Genomic DNA, 19,860 nt, shown 5'->3' on the forward strand with positions numbered 1-19,860 from the left:
TTTATTTTTCAACTCTTTTCTTGTCTCTGCAGATTCCACAGAGGTAATTTTTCTTTAACTCTTGTAATTCATTTTTAAATTCATTCGTTTCAAAATAAGATTCTCCTGTTTGTAGTCCTCCTGGAACCTTTACTCCACAATTGTTACAATAAATCTCAATGTTGAATTTTACTCTTTTTTCATTTTCTAACACTCTACCAATTATCATGAATTCATCTAATGACTATATTTCATATAAACAATGTTTAACCTCAAACCTCATGAATATTATACCGAAAAATTGTGACTATTCTTATGCTATCTGTTTGGTTTCGTGTAATTCGAGTTAGATTTCTTCTTGCATCAGTCATTGCAGTTTCTGTAGGTTTGGCACTTAATTGGTGGCAAAATTCTTCAATAGACTTTCTTGATATGTTATTGACTTTTGCAGGAGTAATGGCACTTCATGCAAGTGTTGATTTACTAAATGATTTTTGGGATTTTAAACGAGGAATTGATACTAAAACTAAACGAACCAAAATGAGTGGAGGTACTGGAGTATTGCCTGAAGGGCTACTAAAACCGACCTCTGTTTATCGTGCAGGAATTGCATTTTTAATTATTGGTTCTTTGATTGGAGGATATTTTGTATTTACAGATGGAATACTAATTGCAATAATTTTGGGATTTGCAATACTTTCAATTTATTTTTATTCCACAAAAATTGTTGATTCTGGATTAGGTGAATTTTTTGTCGCAGTAAAGGGCTCAATGATTGTAATTGGCACATTCTTTATTCAATCAGGACAAATTAACATGGAGTCAATACTTGGTGGCATTGTTGTTGGCTCTTTGTCTGCATTAGTGCTATTCATTGCATCATTTCCTGATCATGATGCAGACAAGTCAAAAGGTAGAAAGACTTTGGTTATAGCAGTTGGAAAGAAGAAAGCATCTCAATTGTTTTGGATTTTTCCATTAATATCATATGGTGCAATAATTGGTGGAGTATCTGTAAGTCTATTCCCTGTACTCTCTTTGATTAGCCTTCTTAGTATGCCATTAATGATAAAATCTGGTCTTGGATTGCAAAAAAACTATGATGCTGTAGATGGACTAGTACCATTTATGTCCTCTACTCTATTATTTGGTAGAATTACAGGTGCCCTATTTGTAATTAGTTTCTTAATTGACATTTGACGCTTTAGACATAAATTTAGTAATTCTTTACAATTAACATGATTTCAGGATTTGCTACAAAAGAGGGAACCAAAAAATTTGCTCAAAATTCAGGTGTAAATCAAGCTAATTTCAAAGATTTTGTAAATCTCACTCTTTCAAATGTCGGAATAGGCACATATCTTGGTGATCCCGATTCAAAAACTGATGAATTAGTTACAAATGCCGTAAAACAATCAATCTTATCCGGAGTTAATGTTGTAGATACTGCAATTAATTATCGTGCTCAAAAAGCAGAGCGTTCTGTTGGAAAAGCAATATCTGAATTAATTCAGGAAGGAAAAATCTCTCGGGATCAGTTGTTTGTAAGTACTAAAAATGGCTATGTCACAAATGATGCAGATGTTCAATTAGGTTTTTGGGAATATGTGAAAGAAGAATATTCGCAAAAAGGAGTAATCAAAGAAGGTGACGTCACATCTGGATATCATTGTATGACTCCTCCATATCTTTCTGATCAACTAGACCGAAGTTTGAAGAATCTGAATATGGATTGTGTTGATTTGATGTATTTGCACAATGCAGTTGAGGGACAAATAAAAGATGTATCAAAAGAACAATTTTTGGAAAATTTAAAATCCGTTTTTGAATTATATGAACAAAAACGTGATGAGGGAAAAATAAAATTTTACGGAATGGCAACATGGGAATGCTTTAGAGTTGCACAAGATAATCCCCAATACCTTTCTCTTGAAGATACTGTAAATTTAGCTAAAAAAATTGGTGGAGATAATCATGGGTTTAGATTTATTCAATTACCATTCAATATGCATTATGATCAAGCATTACTTGGAAAAACTCAGATGATTAATGACAAACAAGTTTCAATTTTAGAGGCATCCTCATCATTGGGAATTGGTGTGTTTACCAGTGTTCCATTTATGCAGGGACGATTACTTGCTCCGGGCGTTATGCCTGAATTCAATGAGTTAAAATCCTCCCTTCGTGCTTTGCAATTTATTCGCTCATCTCCTGGAATTTTGGCTCCTCTGGTTGGGCAGAAATCATCACAGCATGTGTCAGAAAATCTTGAAATTATGAAAATTCCTCCAATCCCTGAAGATGAATTTCTAGCCTTGGTCAAAAAACTTACTTCCTGATTGACTCTATTTTTAAAAAATTCATATGGAAAAATAATAAATGAGCCAATACTCGGAAATAGAATGCATGTCTGCTAAGATTTATGATTATACAAAAATATGTGAATCTGTCTTATTGATTGATCCTAAAATTCGATTTGCTGGTGTGATAAATGAAAGAGGTAGATTGGTTGCTGGCGGAATGAGAGAAAATGTTGAACCCCTAGAAAGTGAAAAAGATGATGAAATGATTTTCATGGAATTGGCCTTACGTGTAAAAATGAGAAAAGAATTTGATAAGCAATTAGGCCCTGTAAATTTTGCAATGGCTTCAAGAGAACGTGCTTTGGCCATTAGTGTATTGATTAATGATGATATTCTTTATGTCGTATCAGAACCTGATTCTGATTATGGTGTACTGCCTAAGAAAATTCTCGAGATAGTTCATTCGTAGAATTCATTTCCATTTTTGGGAATTTATGATCTTATTAATTAGCAATCAAAATTCATTGTTACTAACATGGCAGCACATGATAAATTAGATACAAATTATTTGGCAATCACAGAATTAACATCTGAAATCAATTCAATTGTTCGAAGATCTTTTGATGGTGGAAATAAAAAATTGTCTTCATCTGATGTAGAGCATATTTTGAGAATCACATCTGATGTTGCATCTAAAATTCGACCACAACTCAAAGAATTAACCGTAAAACCTTGATACATCTGAGCCATAAAAAATTACTTCTATCACAACACTGGGTTTCTAACTGTATCTATAAATAGAAATTAAAAAGACAAATTTTGTGCCAGTAGATCCTGTATGCGGAATTGAACTTGATGAAGATCTTGCATTACTTCATGAATACGGTGGAAAAAAATTCCATTTTTGCTGTAATGGTTGCAGACGAATCTTTATCAAAAAACCTCGTAAGTATAAAAATAATGTTTAGATTGGAAAAGCACCGCACATTCTGCAGAATTTAGAATTTTTAACTTCATGTTTACAATATGGGCATGGATTCTCTGAGCTTTTTTCAGGAACTCCAAACAATCTCTTGAAAATTTCATAGTAATGCATCGACTCTCTACTTCTAATGACTACTCCGTCTTCTTTTTCTGTTGTTAGTTTCTTTTCGACATATTTTTCCTCATTTATTATGGATTCAAACAAATTTGTTAGTCCAGCAGTCCCTGAACCGTCTTGCATTGGTGATTTCTCTCTCCATGTTATTTGCTTAGGCAAAAACTCCTCAAACGTCTTGCGAAGAATCCATTTTCCGTGTCTTTGCTCATTTTCATTTTTAACTTTCAAGTTTGCTGGAATTTTTTTTGCCAGTTCTACTACTTTGTCATTTAGAAAAGGCGATTCTATCTCAATTCCAATTTCCTTGCCAATCTTTTGAGTGGGAAAATGCATTACAGAGCAAACCCGAGTAATCTCTGCTTCTAATTCATTTTCAGGTTTGTTTACAAGGAAACTATACCCTGCAAACAATTCATCTGCACCATCCCCAGTAATGATTGATTTTTCTCCATTATCTTTTGCCCATTTTATTGCAAGATACATTACAACATTATTTCTAATTTCAATATCGTTGAAATTTTTTAAAATCTTAATTGTCTCCTCAACTGCTTCGAGAATTTTGGCAGTTTTAACCTGATAAATCGTAAGATGCAAACCAAATTCCTTTGCTATTCTTTGACAATATGTGAGGTCTGTTGAAACAAAATCTTCAGCAATAATTGCTATCGCTTTTGGTTTTCTGCTTTTTAAAAAATATGCTATGATGGAGCTATCCAATCCTCCTGATAATGCTATCAAATTAGATTTGCATGAGTTGCATGAATCTTCTAAAACTTTGTAGAGTTCCTTGGAAGCATTATCCAACATTACTCAGTTTCCTCTGAAATTAAAATATCTATGCCTGATCAAATTCTCCGGCTAAACATAGATTCATTGCAAACTTAAAATATGTTATAAGATTTTTGGGAATTGATGCTTCTTCCTGCTGAAATTGAATCTAAAACTCTAATTCCAGCATTACGTGCAATACTTGCAAAAAAGCTTGCAGAAGATCATAATATTAGAGAAGATGAAATATCAAAAATGCTCGGAGTTACTCAAGCAGCTATTAGTAATTATATTCGTGGAACAAGAGGTGACCCATCTTTAATTGCCAAACTATTGGCAGAAAAACAAGTTGCAATTATGATTAATGAACTCAGTGATAGTCTTTCATCAGATATGGCATATACTCCGTCCAGTCTTTCGAAATTCATTGGCCTTTGTAATTATATTAAATCTAGTCTACTAATTTGTGAGATACACCACAATCTTGAATCTGACATTGATGAACAAGTTTGCAAAGAATGTGAAAACATGCTTCTCAAAGGTCCTGGAAGCGTTTACTAGATTTTATTTAAAATAATTTCAATTGTTGATGTCATACTTCCAATCCCAGGAGCTTCTGCTGTATCTAGAATAATTTTTTGAATTTTGGAATTGCCTTTTAGCATTTTTTCAGTGATGATGTTTGCAACTGCAACTGCATTTGGAATTGAATTCCCCTTTGATTTTAAAATGACTTGATGCTTGCTACCTAATGTTGATAATACATCAATAGCTGATTGCATTACAGGATCATTTCCAATGTTTATGATGGTACCCTCAGACTTTTCGGTCTGCTCTTGACCATACGGTTCAGTTGTCTCTTCCATGAGCATTATTCAACAATCAGCAATTTTTTGTTCTTTTAAGTTTTATCGACCAATGATTCATTTTTCAAAGTAATCAATTGGAATATTTTGGAAATCTCCGTTTGGAAGAACCCTTCTAATTGTAATTGGTATGACTCTTTGTTCTAGTTCCTCCATTGCAATATCTAATGAGATTCTTGCAGTTTTTGGAATTGGAATAAATGGTGGAGCTCCTAATGATAGTTGCAAAGCTCTTGCACCCATAATCCTTGCTTTTTCAAATCTAGTAAGTGTTGGAGGACCGATTGTGATTTTTCCTTTCTCACAAGGAATTTCTGCTGCTTCATGTTCTTCAACTTTTTCAACAACTTCTCTGCTCTCAATCTCTTTGATTCTTTTTTCAAGACTTTCTTGATCTTTTTCACTTAGTGGTTCTAGACCTCCTTTCTTCTCAATTAATTTTCGATAAGTATCTAATGCTTTGTTCAGTCCAGCATTTGATTCTGTTGTATCTTCTGGTGTTTCTACAACTTCTTCAGTTTGAGGCACATCTAACAATGGGGCTTCTTTAACATCAGACAAGTAACAAAATTTTCTTAAAACGTTATATAATCTAATCATTTTAAAGTACGAATTGAGCGCATCTTCTGTTTCCAGAAAACAACTAATTTTAGAAGTTCGTGGAAAGGCAAAAATCTCGTGTGATCTAAAACGTCATTTGTCTCCGCGCACTGTTGGGACAATAATGAGATCTTTGCCATTGGAAGGAAATGCTCATTTTTTGGGAAAAAGTATTTTGTATTTTGAAACTAATGTTGACTCTGGAACAGAGAGGGCAAGATCCGAATTCAAAAAAGGTGATGTGGCATTCTTATCATCTTCAGGGAGTGTTTGCTTTTTCCTAAACGATGTTGTTTCTGGAAAAACTATGACTCCTATTGGAAAATTACGTGACGATATTGATGTGCTAAAGAATGTTAAATCTGGAGATATACTGTGTATCTATGAGGAAACTGCTTGATACAAATGATGTCCTGAATAACCGCCAACTCTTTTCACAGTTCCTTTAATTGCAGAATTTTTTAGAAATGCATTTGCTGCAGAAATTTTGACACCTGTTTGTCTTGCAAGATCTTGAACTGTAACCACTTTGGAATTTTGAATAATTTTCATGGCTTGCTGTTCGTTAACCTTAACTGTAATCTCTGCTTTCTTTGGGCCACTTTCGCCTTTGTCTTTTTTGCTCTTTTTAGTATCCTTACTTCCTGCTGATTTGTCTTTACTTGCAGCTGTTGGCTTTTTTGCTCCACCCATAAATCTAGAAAAAAATATTCCTCTTATAAACGATGAAGAATTTTACTGAGTGGAATTCTAATTAATTTGAAAAAATCTAAATTTATTTCAAGTATAAATAACATCTTGTCTTTCATTAACTATGGGTATTGTATCTAAAGGTGCTAAATGCAATGTTGAAGGATGTGATCAAGACGGTGCTCGTTCTTTAAACACTACAAAGGTGGAAAATGCTGGTCTTAGAGTAAACTCACCAGGTAAAAAAACAGTGCTTTGCAAAGAACACTATAAAGAGTGGAAAAAAGAATCTAAAGACGATCGTGATCTTGAACGTGCAAGATTTGATAAATTTTAGCTTTGTTAATTTGAAGGACTTTTAGAATAATCCTCTTTGAGTTTTTCATATAATTTGTCTAATTTCTTATAGAGTCTTTTTGGCTCTCTTTTTTTCTGGTTACTTAATACATACAATGCAAGAATGGGAAATGCAATTGTTGCATCTGCATATACTGTAACCATTCCGTTATGTGCGTCCTGAACTTTGCCCCAACTTTTTCCTTCTTGTAGTGTTGCACCTGACAATCCCCCAGTATCAGGACGAGCATCAGTAATTTGAATAATGTAATCTTGGCCACCATCGTTTCTTTTAAGAATTTGATCAAGTAATGGGCCTGTTTGCTGAGCAGTATTTTTTGGAACTCCTCCGCCCAGCTCTAAAATTCCTGATTTTTTTGAATCATAAAGAATGGCTGCCTGCTCTATAATCTCCCTTACAAAATCTAAATTGTAAATTTTGTCTTTTAGTCTATGAACTGCTAAATTCAAGGCCAGTGATGAATCCTTTATTGTAGATATGTAAACTGGAACATCATATTCGTACGCTGATGTGACAAAACTTTTTTCAGGGTATTTTGATTTTTCCTTACTTATCTTCCCCATCAAATTACAAAATTCTGCAGTTGTAAATGGCTTGTCTGGGAAATCATCCCCAAACATATTTTGAATTAGCTTATCTTCTGCCTCTAAAGTTTCATTAAATTTAATATAGACATCTCTAATTCTCACGATTTCATTTTCATACAATTTCATATCATCTACATCAAAACTTCCTTGTTTTACTGGTAATCCCCATGCAAAATGATCTTCGTGATATACATTTGCACCAGTTGTAATTATCCAGTCCACAAAACCTCTTTCTATAAGTGTCTTGATTATTCCACCAAACCCAACAGGTGTCATTGCTCCTGAAACTGTAAGGCAAATTGTAGCATCTTCCTCAATCATCTGAGCATATAGTTTAGCTGCATCTCCAAGTTGTCTTCCGTTATATCCTGTACTTGCAAAGACGTCTACTAAATCCTCTATGGTCATATTTGGATCTAGTTTAATGTGAGGAATATCTTTACCATGAAATTCATGTGAGTCCACTTTGAAAAATAATTTTCTATTCTAATTAATACTTGCGGAAAGGCTGCGTTTTGAATTGTCTTCTAATTCAAACATTACTTAATTAGGAATGATCTGAAATAATACTAATGAAAATAATTGATCTGTATAATCCTGAAAGAGTCAACAAATCTCCTGATGATGTAGAAATACTAATGTCCTCAGGAAGTTTTGTTCAAGACGAGTTTGTAATTTCTAAGGTGGAATTACGTCTATACAAAGAACGGAATGATGACAAATTAGGTGCTTTTTCACTAATTACTTCTTTTGTAGAGACTGATAAGGGTTCAGTCGAAATGATTTTTGATGAGGGATTTCGTGGGGATGATCCATTGAAAAGAACTAAGGATTTTTTAATTTCTAATTTAGGTATATCTGCTTTAGTTTTACGCTCAATAATTTGTCTGCGTGAAAAATTAGATTGATTTCAAATTTTTACTGAGTATTCTTACTGATAATTTCTGCTTGTTCCTTAAGTAGAAAATTTTGTTTTTTGCACATATGAAACAAAATACCAAAAAACATTCATTGCTATTAGCACTACCAGTGCTTGCAGCACTTGTTTTTGGAACAATTGGAACTTCCAATGCGTTTGCAGAAGATGCAAGTTTTGGAATTGTTCCAGATATAGTTTCACTTGAAAAGACTGATGCATTTTTAGATGTGTCATCTGAATCCCCGGTAGACAAAGCTGTAGTTCAATTCAGAGGAGGTACTGATGGATGGGCAATCATAGGCGGACAAGCATATGATTCAAAAATCGGCATTACCGGAAAAGCTGTTCATCAAGGTAATGGAGTTTGGAAAGTAAAATCCATAGCTGACATTGCTGTAGAAAACAGACATGCTACCTTAGAATTGAAAGGAAAGGCAGTTGACGGAAAACTTAGACTACATGGAACTGGAACCTTGGATGGTGGAGAGCCATTTAGAATAATTCTAAGAGGTCACTATGCCCCAATCTATGATCAACCCGGAGATTTCGTCCTTGACTGGTCAATGGCTAAAATACAAAACATGCAAAATGGATTTAGAATTCCATTAACACAAGACGGTGTAGTTCATGTAGAACCAGTAATGTCTGTTGAGGAATTAGATTCTTTAGAAAGTGAAATAAGTATTGAGGAGTAATCCTCTTTTTTTATTTATTAGAAAATATTCTGTTTAACGCTTTATGCAATGTTGACAAGGGGAAAATTTTTCTTTTATTGCTATTTCCAAACTATCTGGAACAAAGTATGTCTTATCCTCTTTTTTTACATAGTAGATTTGGCAATCTGGAATCATATTTGCTAAATCATGGACTATCATGTCTGATTTGTTTCCAAGGTATCCTGCCATTATTATGATTCTGATATTTTTTAGGTAACTTAAAGAATTGCATTTTGAAATAAATTTTTAGGCATTTTTACATTCACATTTTTGTTGCTTTTCAAATCTGGGGTATTTTAGCTTATGGCATACATTACAGTATAATTGATTTGTCAATACTGACTAATGCCGATTAATGTATTAAAGATACTGTATGATTGTTCTTTACCAAAAATCCCTTTAACTTCAGGCATTCATGAATATCTGAATATTTAGACATGGATGATCTTTAATTTTAAATAAAAAAGACTAGTAGCCCTCTTCTCCTGGGAAAAGAAGACACCAATAATTTGCGTTAGTCTTTGCAGATTTTTTTTGCCCAATCTTACATGGTCCGAATACCTTTCCAGAAGATAATTCTGACTGGTAGTTTGGAACTCTTTGAATTTGCTTAACTATTGCAGGTGTTACAAAAAATGAACTCACCATTTGATTATTCACATCAAATGTTTCTACAGTATCTATGACATTGTAATCTGTCAACCCATCATCTCCTATGGACTCTTTTGGAGTGTATGGAGATGGCTTACCTCTATTGGTTCTAAAGTCTTTGATGTTGATGATTTTACCTAAAATCTTCCCTATTCCTACTGCTTTGGTTTGTTCCTGTGGCTTGTTGTAATCACCCAAATTGATTTGAGTTTGTGTCGTTTCATTCATTTGTGATTCACTTTGTTAGGGTGCTAATTCTAAATGAGTTGTATCTTTTATGATTCTATGACGCCAAGTCAATACTAATTCCACATTTTTCTCAAACTTTTCCACAAAAAAGATCAAGTCTTTCAGGATTACATTTGTAATACTGATTTCACGAAAAGACCCTCTTTTGATTACATCATAGTTAATATTGACACAGATTATCGTGTTTTCATGAATATATTCAAAAAAAAGCCTGAAACACCTGGCCTAGTTTGCAGAATATGTGATATGGAGTTTACTAATCCTGATAGAACAATTAGACATATGGTTAAAGCACATTCAAAACCACAAAAAACTAAGAAATAGAGTCTTTCTCTCAAAAAATAGTTCGAGTTTTTACTAAATCGAATCTACGATTATAACGCACAAACTCTAGATAATCTTATGACAAAAATTCTGTTATACATTGCATCAAGCTTAGACGGATATATTGCCAGAGAAGATGGTGATGTTGATTGGCTTCCAGAATCTTCTGAATCAAGTTATGATGCATTTTACAAGTCTATTGATACTGTGATTATGGGAAAAACTACGTATGATCAAATATTGATGTTTGGGGAATACCCCTACAAGAACAAAAAATCATTTGTTTTCACTAGAACTAGTAAGAATAACAATGAAGATGTACAATTTGTGTCTGATTTTGAAAAATTTGTCAAAGACGGTTTCCCTGGAACAGGAGAAAATATCTGGCTTGTTGGAGGTTCCAAAATCATCACATCGTTTCTTAATCTAGGTGTTGTAGATGAAATAATCACAACTACTATTCCTGTAATTTTAGGCAAGGGAATTCCTTTGTTCGAGAATATTAAAAACAAGATGGAACTCGAATTAGTTAAAACAGAAAAGTATGACCAATTAGTTGATTTACACTACAAAGTTTTGAAAAAACCTCAATGATTCAAACCTCTAGGTATTCTAATATCGTCTAAATTACTCCTAAATTTGGTGGCTGAATCCTCGTAAACCTAAAACCCCAAGAATTTTAAACTTAAACTTTAGCGTTTAAAGATATGCGAATATTGCAACTTCATTGTGACAGCATAGAGTACACCCCAACAAAAAAAGAGATCAAATCTGCTGAAGACATTGAAAATCCTAAAACTCAAAGATTAGAAGAACTGGTAGTTGTGTTTGTTGCAATAGAAGAAGGGGATGACTCTTCTGTAGCCCAAGATGCAATATCTCAAATAAAAAATTCTATGGAAAAAATTGGCTGTAAAAAACTATTGCTATACCCCTATGCCCATCTTAGTTCAAATCTTGCAAAACCATCTACTGCAATTTCTTTACTAAAAGAGATGGAATTATCTGCATCTGAACTTGAAGTTTCTCATTCTCCATTTGGATGGACTAAATCCTACAAACTTCAAGTAAAGGGACACCCGTTGGCTGAGAGCTCCAAAATAGTAACAAAAGATTCATCTACACAAACTGAAGAACTAACTTCAGATGCATTAAAGGGTGAATCAAAAATCAGATCTATCTGGAAGATAATGTCTCCTGATGGAACACTGTCAAACATTGGAGATTTTGATTTTACTAATCACAAAAAACTAGAATCATTAGCAAAATATGAATCAGCAAAACAACGTCATGTCGATGAACCTCCTCCACATGTTGCATTAATGAAAAAAATGGGAATTGCAGATTATGAGCCAGCTTCTGATTCTGGTAACATGCGATTCTATCCTAATGGACGATTGATAAAATCTCTGATTGAACGTTATGTAACTGATAGAGTAAAAGAATATGGTGGATATGAAGTTGAAACACCAATCATGTATGATTCTGAGCATCCAAGTATGGTTAGTTACTTTAATCGATTTCCTGCACGACAATACAACATTGATTCAGAAGGTAAAAAATTATTTTTAAGATTTGCAGCTTGTTTTGGACAATTCCTAATGGCTAATCAATATCAGATGTCTTACAAGAATCTGCCTTACAAATTGTATGAACTTACAAGATATAGTTTTAGACGAGAACAATCCGGCGAGCTTGTTGGATTAAGACGTCTTAGAGCATTTACCATGCCTGATTGCCATGCCTTTTGTAAAGATATGGAGCAAGCAGTTGAGGAAATTAAGGTAAGGTTTGATTTGTCTCAAAGTGTATTAACTAATCTCGGAATTGATGAAAATGATTATGATATGGCAATTAGATTCACCGAAGATTTTTACAATGAAAACAAAACTGCAGTTGAAGAATTAGTCAAGAAGCATGGAAAGCCAGTCTTAGTTGAAATGTGGACAGAAAAATTCTTTTATTTTGTTTTAAAATGGGAATTTAATTTTGTTGATGGGCTAGGAAAAGCATCTGCGCTCTCTACAGATCAGATTGATGTGGAAAATGGAAATAGATATGGAATTGAATTCATTGATGAGAAAAATTCACCACAACACCCCATAATTTTACACAATTCCCCTAGTGGTGCAATTGAGCGAATCATTTATGCACTACTTGAAAAGGCTGCAAAAGACTCCAAGGAAGGGAGAAAACCTCAATTTCCATTATGGCTGGCTCCTACACAAGTGAGAATCATTCCACTTAATACTGAATTCGATGAGTTTTGTAAAAAATTATGTGAAAAATTGGCTGTAAATAATATTCGTGTGGATATTGATGATAGAAATGAAAGTATTGGTAAAAGAATTCGTGAAGCAGAAAAAGAATGGATTCGATACATTTTGGTAATTGGTCAAAAAGAAGCAAATTCCCAAAACCTTAGCATCCGTGATAGAAAAACAGGTGACGTACGCGAAATATCTTTTGATGATTTTCTAAATGAAATAAATGAACAAACAAAAGGAAAGCCTTTCACTGGTTTGAATTTGCCAAAATACCTCTCAAAGAGACCTCAACTAATGGTGTAAAAAATGAGTTTTTTTGATTTATACATGAACAGGAATCCACTCATCACCTCTTCTGATGACGACACTGAACCTGTAGCTACTATCTTTGGCGTTCCTTTTGATTCCACTCATTCTTACAAACCTGGTTGTAGATTTGGGCCTGATGCAATTCGTGATTCATTTAACAACATTGAGATATTTCATCCTGATCTTCAAGTGAATTTAGAGACTGTGAACATTGAGGATCTTGGAAATACTCGACACACTGTTGTTGCATCTGAAATGATTGATATGGTAAAGAAAATTACGACTGAACTTGTTGCAAAACAACGTCAGCTCTTCGTTTTAGGTGGTGAGCACTCTATTACTTTTGGTACATACACAAGTTTTCCAAAAGAAACAGGCTACATCGTATTTGATGCTCATTATGATTTGCGAGATGAATTTGCTGATATCAAACTAAGTCATGCATCCTACCTTAGGCGTATTGTAGAAGAGAGAGGACCTGATAATATTTTACATGTTGGTGCCAGAGCATTTGTTAAAGAAGAATTGGAATTTCTTAAAGAAAATAATATCAAAACAATCTCTGACAGGGAAATTAGGGATGGAAAAGGACCGCAACTGGTAAAAGACTATGTATCTACTTTTGATGTAATTTATTCTAGTTTTGATCTTGATGTTCTTGATCCTGCTTTTGCTCCAGGAGTTGGCAATCCTGAGGCAGTGGGAATTACCTCCAGGGAATTGTTTGACATGATTCATTCCCTCCAAGAAACAAAGGTGATTGGAGCAGACATTGTAGAATTGAATCCCTATCATGACAATGGTTCTACTGCATCACTTGCAGCAAAAATAATTTCCACATTGATTGCCATGAATCTTTCCCCAAATCAATAATGTTTTATTTTATTTGGTTATGATATTGAGAAAAGCACTGTATTGTCCTGTCTAATCTGAACAAACTCTCTCTTATGAGTAAATTAATTTCAATGTAGTTCATGCATGAATTATTCAGTCAAGTAATGGACTCATTTGATGAATCCATGATGGAAGAACTAAAAAAAGAAATTAAGAAATTAGCCGAATAACCATTTATTTTTGGAATAAAGTGATTCCATTTTTTTGAAATTCCTCAAAAATCAAGAGTTTCAGCTATAGTTATTATCTAGATTAGAAAAAATTTGGATATGGGATTCAAAAAAGGTATCCACAAATGTGTAGAATGTGAGAAGAAAATGAAAGAAGATCCTGATGAAACAAGTATGTGTAGTAAATGTGGTTCAGAACAAACCCGTCTTGAATCCGCAATATACAAAGAATTGATCAACGAAGGTAGATTCCCATAACCTGGATATCGGGTATGTGGGTTAGAAATTTTCTCATATGAGCATATTGAAAATTAAGAAAGTACTTCTTTGTCAATAATTCACGCTCGATTAATAGTTCATTAGAAATCGTACTGTTAATAACAGTGAGGTTTGCCGGATTATACCGTGCTAAATAATCTAAGAGAAACACTTCGACCAACACTTGAAAAAATTGGTAAAGGATTTGCATCAACAGGCTTGTCTCCAAATTTTTGGACTGTTGTTGGTCTGGTAATTGCATTAATTTCAGCAATAGTTTATGGTCTTGGAATTGAATTTGGATTAATAATTGGAGGTCTGCTGTTACTTGTTTCAGGATTCTTTGATATGGTTGACGGTCAGGTTGCTAGAGTTACTGGAAAAACTTCAAAAAAAGGCTCATATCTTGATTCAATGTTTGATAAAATTGCCGAAGTTGCAATATTTTTAGGAATTTTAGTTGGTGGTTACGCAGAACCTTACCTTGTATTACTTGCAATTACGTTATCATTATTGGTAAGTTATGCTCGAGCAAAATCTGATGCAATAGGAATAAAGCTTCAAGGAATCGGTATTGGTGAAAGAGCTGAAAGATTATTGGTAATTGCCATTGTTGGAATAATTGGTTTTATGGATATTGCAATTGCAATTGTTGTAATCATTGCAGGGGTTACTCTAATTCAAAGAATGATTTTTACTGCAAAAAATATTTCAGAATAATTCTAACGAAGTTTTCCACGTTTTCTTCTGTTGTCTTCTGATCTAATTTTTAGAATTTTAAAGTGAATTGCACATGAAATACAATACCATTTCAGAACTGTTGGGGAAGCGATGTATGCACCTTGCGCACGTAGTTCTTTTGCTAATGTATGTTCTACCAAATTTAATTTGGATGTAACTTTTTTTGCTTTGTCTTTTGGAACTGTTTGACCACAGTTTGTACATTGAACTGTACCCGATGATCCTTTTCCTCCTTTAGTACGTCCCCTACTTGCACGCTTAAGTGGCATGAAAATAAACAATTTTGCCTACTTATATTCTTGTGGACAAAAATAATGCCTGATTGGGGAATTGATTGATAATTCTGAGAATTACTAAACATTGAGAATAGATGCTCACGATTGATCATTTTGATCACCTTGATTGGTATTAATACAAAATCCCTAGTAAAATCAATGCAGAAGCAGGATCTAAATCCCAAAAATTTCAAAAAGGATGAACTGGGAATGATTGAGCATATCAACGATGTGAGCTTGGAATTCTCTTCTATGCTTGGATTGGATTTTCAGGCAGGACAGATTTACATGAATTTGCTGAGAGTGGGGCCAACTACTACTGGTGCATTGGCAAAAGAGATGAAAATTGACCGAAACAAAATCTACAGAATTATTGATGATTTAGTAAATTCAGGATTTGTTTCAATGACCCTGTCCAGCCCAAAACTATGTATCGCAACGGAGCCTCAAAATGCTATTGAACTAGTCCTGCATAAAAAGAAAAAAGAGATAGACAAAATAAATAAATCTAAAAAAGAGATCATAGAAAAAATTGAAAGTGTGGTAGCTGCACCTTTGGGAACATCAATTCCAACATTTCGTGTGATTCAGGGATTAAACAATGTCTATTCTAGTATCGGCATGTCGATAGAACATTCCAAAGGCGTTGTCTATATTGTTACATCTATCAAAGATATCATTCGAATGTATCATAGTGATATCCCTGAAAAAATTAAACTATCAATACAAAATGGCGGTAAGGTATTTGTAATAACAAATTCTGATGAGAAAAAAATGATTCCATACATTAAACGGCTAAATGCTACCGAAGTAAAGATTGGAAAACTGCCATCAAATGGGAGAATTTTAGCTTTTGAAAATAAACAAATGTTCATGTCTGATTCTACAAACGCCCATGACTTTATGGATGAAAGTTCTGATATTTCACTATGCACTGACGCAACAGAAATGACACATAACATTTCAAAGCTTTGTCAATTTTTGTGGGAAGTGTCAACTCCAATAAACCTAAAATAATAATTTATTTTTATAAAACCATTTCTAGATTTTTAATTTATGACAATTCTTCAACTGACACACTAATGTTGAGCAGATCATTGATTGTAGTTGCATTTGTTGTTGAGATTAGCTGATTGGTGACAATACTGTTTGCTGGAATGGATGATGTTGTCGTGCATGCAGGAGTACTTCCTGATGATGGATTGAAGACACCAATTGGGCCTTCCATAACTAGACAAACTTCATACGAATGAGAATTTACAGTATCTTCATTACCTATTGAAAAATTTATTGCGTCTGTTTCAATAACTCCATTTTCTGCAACCTCTTGAATGAAATCAATTGATGTGATGTTTACACTTGGAGCTGGTACTTCTACATTATCGCTTGCACCAATCAAATTGAATGAAAGAGGTGTTGAGATGCTTGCTCCGAAAGCCAAAGATGATGTTGTCAAAATTACCATTCCTACAATAAAATAAATTATAATGCTACCCAAATCCCCTACTCCTATTGTATTCTTTATTTTGTTTAATTTGAAAATCTGATTCTTTCTTCATAGACAATTCTAGATCTAGGGGATATTTTCAATTAAGAGAATGTTTGTAATATTTTACAATCAAAAACTCTTGAAAATATCCCAAATTATGTACAAAATTGATCCATGTTTTAATTCTAGATCGCGTTATTTCTAATGATAGTGATGCATGGGCTTTGTCATAACTGCTTTAGGTCAGGCGTTGAATTAGTTGTAGAAAAGGGTTTGATTATTTGCAAAGAATGCCATAACAAAAAAAATGCAAAAAACTAAATCTCATATCTCTAAAAATAAAAAAATGAAATTGGCAGTATTTGCACATTGTGCAATTGATACTATTTCTTTAGATGGGTCAAACTATGAACAAATTGGGGGCTCAGCTTGTTATTGTGGTATAACTGCAAAACAGTTCAAATTTGATGTCGATTTGTTTACCAAATTTGGTTCTGATTTCCCAAAACAATATCTCACTGAAAATAAAATAAATTTTATAAATTCAGAATCAGAAAAAAACACTACGAAATTCTCAATCAGTATTTCTGGTTCAGACAGAACCCTCAAACTTGAAAATGAGTGTGATGCTATAGATTATTCATCTGTGGATGCCGATGGTCATCTTGTAAGTCCGATATATCATGAAATAACAAATGATGTTTTTAACAAAATTAAAAATGACTCAAATTTTCTCTTTATTGATCCTCAAGGATTTTTGAGAGAAAAAGATGCTCAAAACAACATTATTTTAAAAAATACTGATCTTGATTTATCTGGAGTCAATGCCATCAAGATAAATCCTGAAGAAGGAAAATGTCTTGTCAACGGAACTCATGATGAAATGATGTTGGCACTGCAAAAAAAAGGAATTGAACACGTACTCTTGACCAATAAGACTGATGTATCTCTTTTAGTAAAAGACAAAATCTACTCTATTACCCTTCCAAACAAAAATATTCATGATACTACCGGAATTGGAGATATTTTTTGTGCTACCTTTGCTTGTACACTTCTTAAGGAAAAGGATTTCTTGTGGGCACTCTCATTTGCAGGCGGTGCTGCTCAAGCTGCACTTGATTCGAAAAATATTGGATTGCAAAAAATACCTTCAAAAGGCATTATTCAAAACAATGCGGTGTATTTTTACAACTTGATAAAATTCCGAAATCTATAATTTTTTTCCTAAATATCTCTGTATTTTGTTAAAAATTTTTATGGATTCAAATTTTTAAAATCAAGGCATTTTTGATCAAACTCATTTAGGTATCTTGGTTTTTTAGTTAAAGAGTCTTCAACCCAAATTTCACATGTTTCTGCATCGATGTACTTTCTATCTGCATTATTTGTAACAATCTGAAACATCAAAACTCCTAAAAGAACTATGATTAAAATTATTGGTAATTTTTTTGAAGAAATATCCATATGCTTGCTCAGCAAATTTTTAAACTTAAGCCTATTGTTTTACAGTCTCTCAATTGTGTTATTCTATCGTCTTGAATTTTTGAAAACCAACAAAGACAAATATTGAAAAATAACTATATCAGAATTATGGAAAATCCCTCTGAAATTAATTCCGTATATTGGGATGAAGAAACAAAATCTTGGAAATACAAGATGATTAAAGTTGAAGAGTATCATGGATTCGTAGAGTGTCAACACTGTAGAAAACCAATGTCTCATAATGTGAAATCTGATGGAGAATTCAAGGTAGTTTATGTAAAATGTGGATGCACTAGAGATGGTTTTTGATTTTTAATTATTAAATTTCAACATGCTTAAGTTCGACATGTTTCCAGAAAATTGGTGAAATCCACTGAATAATTTCATTATCATAATTATTGTGATAATCATTGCAATAATTATTGGGATAATGGGTAATTCTAATTATCAAGATGTCACATCCATTCGAGATCAGAACCATTTACAGCTCTCAATAAATGACTGTAAGCGGTTATTTGATGCTGGGTTAGATAGGATTGAATGTTTTGAAAAATCTATCAATGCATTTGGCACTGATGAACAAAAGCAGCAATGGCGACTGGGATATTTTAATCCGTAAAAAAATCATGGTTATTGAGTGACCAGAGTAGACATTATTCTTTTATTCTACTGAATTGATTGTTTCTTCTGTGCAAATAGGAATCTATGGTTCTGGAACTGCAGAAAATGCAGCAAAGATAATCAGAAAAATTTTGGATGAGAACGGAATTAAATCATTTCCAATCACAAAATCAAAAGGAAAAACCACTGACTGTGTTATTGTATTGGGTGGTGACAAGGGAGTACGAAATTATTTTCATAGAACTTTTGATTCCACATCGCCCGTATTGGGAATTAGTGAAGGAGAAGCAAGTGGATTTTTGGCACAAATTGAACTAAGAGAATTTTCATCATATGTTGGAATTTTAAAAAAACAAAATTACACAGTTGAAGAAGTACCGCGTCTAGGTGTGAAGATTGATGGAAAAAATGTCTATCCTGTATTAAATGACGTTGCTGTATTTTCATCAAAGAGTGCTATGCTTATGGAGCACACATTACGAGTCAATGGTGAAGAAGTTTGGCACGACAATAGTGATGGCATAATTGTTTCCACTCCTATTGGGTCTTCTGCATATTCCATGTCTGCTGGAGGCCCAGTTTTGTTTCAAGACTCTAAAGTATTTGAAATAATCTCAGTAAACTCTCTTGATGTAACTAGAAGGCCCATTATCGTATCAAATGAAAGCTTGATTGAAATTGATGATGTGTCTGCAAGATTACACTGTGAAGCTGTACTTGATGGTCTTGACAGATTCAAAGTGAACAAAACAGTAGAGTGCACACAGTTTTTTCCACCTGCAAAAATCATTCGACTAAAAAAAGATTCCACTGCAATTTCTGCATTGGCAAAAAAAGTTCATTTGGCTGAAGAACTACTTAGCATGCCTCCAAGCTCAAAATTACTCTTAAAGACATTGGAATATGAGGGTGCATTAACACAAAAGGATCTTGCAAATAAGACATTATTACCAGACAGAACTGTTCGATTAGCATTAAGCCATTTATTGAAAAAAGGGTATGTCAAAAAGAAGGTCTCAATTCGAGATGCAAGACAAAAAATTTATGAAATTTCAAAAATAGAATAACTACGGATAATCTCTGGATATTTTTCTTGTATGTGATACGTCATTTTCTGTTGCAACCTTGACTCTTTTTTCAATGTCTTCTTTGAAACACTCATCAGAGCAAAAATCTTTGATTCCAACTTCGTAATCTTTGGCACAGTTCTTACATTTTTTCATGAATTGAGTTGGCTTTTTT

At 33.4% G+C, this 19,860-nt stretch carries 33 protein-coding genes; 21 read left to right on the forward strand and 12 right to left on the reverse strand.

Annotated features, from left to right (window positions below):
• Window position 1: 1 nt before the first annotated feature.
• Entirely contained in the window at window positions 2-208 is a 207-nt protein-coding gene (locus tag C6990_RS02965; protein ID WP_182128257.1) for a hypothetical protein, read from the reverse strand.
• An 86-nt stretch (window positions 209-294) separates the two neighbouring features.
• Here C6990_RS02965 and C6990_RS02970 point away from each other — a divergent pair, with 86 nt between their 5' ends.
• The 5 genes from C6990_RS02970 to C6990_RS02990 all read left to right on the forward strand — a co-directional run bounded on the left by C6990_RS02970 (window position 295) and on the right by C6990_RS02990 (window position 3,250).
• The gene (locus tag C6990_RS02970) at window positions 295-1,179 is read left to right on the forward strand and encodes a prenyltransferase (RefSeq protein ID WP_182128258.1); all 885 of its coding nucleotides are present in this window, start codon (window positions 295-297) and stop codon (window positions 1,177-1,179) included.
• A 38-nt stretch (window positions 1,180-1,217) separates the two neighbouring features.
• Window positions 1,218-2,318, forward strand: coding sequence for an aldo/keto reductase (locus C6990_RS02975; protein WP_182128259.1), 1,101 nt, complete (start codon window positions 1,218-1,220; stop codon window positions 2,316-2,318).
• Between the two features lie 67 nt (window positions 2,319-2,385).
• On the forward strand, window positions 2,386-2,751 hold the full coding sequence (locus C6990_RS02980) for a DUF6659 family protein (RefSeq protein ID WP_182128260.1): 366 nt from the start codon (window positions 2,386-2,388) through the stop codon (window positions 2,749-2,751).
• A 66-nt stretch (window positions 2,752-2,817) separates the two neighbouring features.
• A complete protein-coding gene (locus C6990_RS02985; protein ID WP_182128261.1) occupies window positions 2,818-3,018 on the forward strand; it encodes a hypothetical protein in 201 nt (66 codons plus the stop codon).
• An 85-nt stretch (window positions 3,019-3,103) separates the two neighbouring features.
• Complete coding sequence (locus tag C6990_RS02990; protein WP_182128262.1) at window positions 3,104-3,250, forward strand: YHS domain-containing protein; 147 nt, start codon at window positions 3,104-3,106, stop codon at window positions 3,248-3,250.
• Here C6990_RS02990 and C6990_RS02995 read toward each other — a convergent pair.
• Window positions 3,247-4,191, reverse strand: a complete 945-nt coding sequence (locus C6990_RS02995; RefSeq protein ID WP_255465147.1) for an asparagine synthase C-terminal domain-containing protein — start codon at window positions 4,189-4,191, stop codon at window positions 3,247-3,249. The genes C6990_RS02990 and C6990_RS02995 overlap by 4 nt on opposite strands.
• Window positions 4,192-4,296: 105 nt before the next feature.
• On the opposite strand from C6990_RS02995, the gene C6990_RS03000 reads away from it, so the two are divergent.
• Entirely contained in the window at window positions 4,297-4,713 is a 417-nt protein-coding gene (locus tag C6990_RS03000; RefSeq protein ID WP_182128263.1) for a transcriptional regulator, read from the forward strand.
• Here C6990_RS03000 and C6990_RS03005 read toward each other — a convergent pair.
• Complete coding sequence (locus C6990_RS03005) at window positions 4,710-5,024, reverse strand: DNA-binding protein (RefSeq protein ID WP_182128264.1); 315 nt, start codon at window positions 5,022-5,024, stop codon at window positions 4,710-4,712. The genes C6990_RS03000 and C6990_RS03005 overlap by 4 nt on opposite strands.
• 51 nt (window positions 5,025-5,075) lie before the next feature.
• Entirely contained in the window at window positions 5,076-5,618 is a 543-nt protein-coding gene (locus C6990_RS03010) for a DNA-directed RNA polymerase subunit K (RefSeq protein WP_182128265.1), read from the reverse strand.
• Between the two features lie 13 nt (window positions 5,619-5,631).
• Here C6990_RS03010 and C6990_RS03015 point away from each other — a divergent pair, with 13 nt between their 5' ends.
• Window positions 5,632-6,018 (forward strand): cyclophilin-like fold protein, encoded by a 387-nt coding sequence (locus C6990_RS03015; protein ID WP_182128266.1) that lies wholly within the window; start codon window positions 5,632-5,634, stop codon window positions 6,016-6,018.
• Here C6990_RS03015 and C6990_RS03020 read toward each other — a convergent pair.
• Window positions 6,000-6,311 (reverse strand): MarR family transcriptional regulator, encoded by a 312-nt coding sequence (locus tag C6990_RS03020; protein ID WP_182128267.1) that lies wholly within the window; start codon window positions 6,309-6,311, stop codon window positions 6,000-6,002. The two genes, C6990_RS03015 and C6990_RS03020, sit on opposite strands and share 19 nt — an antisense overlap.
• 121 nt (window positions 6,312-6,432) lie before the next feature.
• Between C6990_RS03020 and C6990_RS03025 the strand changes: the two genes are divergently transcribed.
• Window positions 6,433-6,645 carry a hypothetical protein gene (locus C6990_RS03025; RefSeq protein WP_182128268.1) on the forward strand — a complete coding sequence of 71 codons (213 nt, stop codon included), beginning with the start codon at window positions 6,433-6,435 and terminating at the stop codon, window positions 6,643-6,645.
• A gap of 5 nt (window positions 6,646-6,650) precedes the next feature.
• On the opposite strand, the gene speY is transcribed toward C6990_RS03025, so the two are convergent.
• Window positions 6,651-7,718 carry a homospermidine biosynthesis protein gene (gene speY / locus C6990_RS03030; protein ID WP_182128269.1) on the reverse strand — a complete coding sequence of 356 codons (1,068 nt, stop codon included), beginning with the start codon at window positions 7,716-7,718 and terminating at the stop codon, window positions 6,651-6,653.
• Between the two features lie 107 nt (window positions 7,719-7,825).
• On the opposite strand from speY, the gene C6990_RS03035 reads away from it, so the two are divergent.
• Complete coding sequence (locus C6990_RS03035; RefSeq protein ID WP_182128270.1) at window positions 7,826-8,161, forward strand: hypothetical protein; 336 nt, start codon at window positions 7,826-7,828, stop codon at window positions 8,159-8,161.
• 76 nt (window positions 8,162-8,237) lie between these two features.
• Window positions 8,238-8,867 (forward strand): hypothetical protein, encoded by a 630-nt coding sequence (locus C6990_RS03040; protein ID WP_182128271.1) that lies wholly within the window; start codon window positions 8,238-8,240, stop codon window positions 8,865-8,867.
• Window positions 8,868-8,900: 33 nt separating this feature from the next.
• Here C6990_RS03040 and C6990_RS03045 read toward each other — a convergent pair whose 3' ends face one another.
• Both C6990_RS03045 and C6990_RS03050 read right to left on the reverse strand, forming a co-directional pair.
• Window positions 8,901-9,077 (reverse strand): hypothetical protein, encoded by a 177-nt coding sequence (locus C6990_RS03045; protein WP_182128272.1) that lies wholly within the window; start codon window positions 9,075-9,077, stop codon window positions 8,901-8,903.
• A 279-nt stretch (window positions 9,078-9,356) separates the two neighbouring features.
• Window positions 9,357-9,767 (reverse strand): hypothetical protein, encoded by a 411-nt coding sequence (locus C6990_RS03050; protein ID WP_182128273.1) that lies wholly within the window; start codon window positions 9,765-9,767, stop codon window positions 9,357-9,359.
• A gap of 210 nt (window positions 9,768-9,977) precedes the next feature.
• On the opposite strand from C6990_RS03050, the gene C6990_RS10960 reads away from it, so the two are divergent.
• The 6 genes from C6990_RS10960 (at window position 9,978) to C6990_RS03075 (ending at window position 14,730) form a co-directional block, all read left to right on the forward strand.
• On the forward strand, window positions 9,978-10,112 hold the full coding sequence (locus tag C6990_RS10960) for a hypothetical protein (RefSeq protein WP_255465149.1): 135 nt from the start codon (window positions 9,978-9,980) through the stop codon (window positions 10,110-10,112).
• A 78-nt stretch (window positions 10,113-10,190) separates the two neighbouring features.
• A complete protein-coding gene (locus C6990_RS03055) occupies window positions 10,191-10,706 on the forward strand; it encodes a dihydrofolate reductase family protein (protein WP_182128274.1) in 516 nt (171 codons plus the stop codon).
• Window positions 10,707-10,819: 113 nt separating this feature from the next.
• The gene (locus C6990_RS03060; protein ID WP_182128275.1) at window positions 10,820-12,682 is read left to right on the forward strand and encodes a threonine--tRNA ligase; all 1,863 of its coding nucleotides are present in this window, start codon (window positions 10,820-10,822) and stop codon (window positions 12,680-12,682) included.
• Between the two features lie 3 nt (window positions 12,683-12,685).
• A complete protein-coding gene (gene speB / locus C6990_RS03065) occupies window positions 12,686-13,561 on the forward strand; it encodes an agmatinase (RefSeq protein WP_182128276.1) in 876 nt (291 codons plus the stop codon).
• A gap of 290 nt (window positions 13,562-13,851) precedes the next feature.
• Window positions 13,852-14,010 carry a hypothetical protein gene (locus tag C6990_RS03070; RefSeq protein ID WP_182128277.1) on the forward strand — a complete coding sequence of 53 codons (159 nt, stop codon included), beginning with the start codon at window positions 13,852-13,854 and terminating at the stop codon, window positions 14,008-14,010.
• A gap of 147 nt (window positions 14,011-14,157) precedes the next feature.
• Entirely contained in the window at window positions 14,158-14,730 is a 573-nt protein-coding gene (locus C6990_RS03075) for a CDP-alcohol phosphatidyltransferase family protein (RefSeq protein ID WP_182128278.1), read from the forward strand.
• A gap of 2 nt (window positions 14,731-14,732) precedes the next feature.
• On the opposite strand, the gene C6990_RS03080 is transcribed toward C6990_RS03075, so the two are convergent.
• Window positions 14,733-15,020, reverse strand: a complete 288-nt coding sequence (locus tag C6990_RS03080; RefSeq protein WP_182128279.1) for a 30S ribosomal protein S26e — start codon at window positions 15,018-15,020, stop codon at window positions 14,733-14,735.
• Window positions 15,021-15,185: 165 nt separating this feature from the next.
• Here C6990_RS03080 and C6990_RS03085 point away from each other — a divergent pair, with 165 nt between their 5' ends.
• Window positions 15,186-16,043: a TrmB family transcriptional regulator gene (locus C6990_RS03085; RefSeq protein WP_182128280.1), complete on the forward strand. Its 858-nt coding sequence runs from the start codon at window positions 15,186-15,188 to the stop codon at window positions 16,041-16,043.
• A gap of 37 nt (window positions 16,044-16,080) precedes the next feature.
• Here the strand turns inward: C6990_RS03085 and C6990_RS03090 are convergent, their stop codons facing one another.
• Window positions 16,081-16,524, reverse strand: a complete 444-nt coding sequence (locus C6990_RS03090; RefSeq protein ID WP_182128282.1) for a hypothetical protein — start codon at window positions 16,522-16,524, stop codon at window positions 16,081-16,083.
• A gap of 337 nt (window positions 16,525-16,861) precedes the next feature.
• On the opposite strand from C6990_RS03090, the gene C6990_RS03095 reads away from it, so the two are divergent.
• Window positions 16,862-17,731, forward strand: coding sequence for a PfkB family carbohydrate kinase (locus C6990_RS03095; RefSeq protein WP_182129064.1), 870 nt, complete (start codon window positions 16,862-16,864; stop codon window positions 17,729-17,731).
• 38 nt (window positions 17,732-17,769) lie between these two features.
• Here C6990_RS03095 and C6990_RS03100 read toward each other — a convergent pair whose 3' ends face one another.
• The gene (locus tag C6990_RS03100; RefSeq protein ID WP_182128284.1) at window positions 17,770-17,979 is read right to left on the reverse strand and encodes a hypothetical protein; all 210 of its coding nucleotides are present in this window, start codon (window positions 17,977-17,979) and stop codon (window positions 17,770-17,772) included.
• A gap of 126 nt (window positions 17,980-18,105) precedes the next feature.
• On the opposite strand from C6990_RS03100, the gene C6990_RS03105 reads away from it, so the two are divergent.
• From C6990_RS03105 to C6990_RS03115, 3 genes are all read left to right on the forward strand, one after another.
• Window positions 18,106-18,306, forward strand: coding sequence for a hypothetical protein (locus C6990_RS03105; protein WP_182128286.1), 201 nt, complete (start codon window positions 18,106-18,108; stop codon window positions 18,304-18,306).
• 121 nt (window positions 18,307-18,427) lie between these two features.
• Window positions 18,428-18,616, forward strand: coding sequence for a hypothetical protein (locus C6990_RS03110; protein ID WP_182128288.1), 189 nt, complete (start codon window positions 18,428-18,430; stop codon window positions 18,614-18,616).
• 70 nt (window positions 18,617-18,686) lie between these two features.
• Window positions 18,687-19,685, forward strand: coding sequence for an NAD(+)/NADH kinase (locus tag C6990_RS03115; RefSeq protein ID WP_182128289.1), 999 nt, complete (start codon window positions 18,687-18,689; stop codon window positions 19,683-19,685).
• Here the strand turns inward: C6990_RS03115 and C6990_RS03120 are convergent, their stop codons facing one another.
• Entirely contained in the window at window positions 19,686-19,841 is a 156-nt protein-coding gene (locus tag C6990_RS03120; protein ID WP_182128290.1) for a hypothetical protein, read from the reverse strand.
• Window positions 19,842-19,860: the final 19 nt, after the last annotated feature.

It is taken from the genome of Nitrosopumilus sp. b3 (assembly GCF_014078525.1).
Classification (GTDB): domain Archaea; phylum Thermoproteota; class Nitrososphaeria; order Nitrososphaerales; family Nitrosopumilaceae; genus Nitrosopumilus.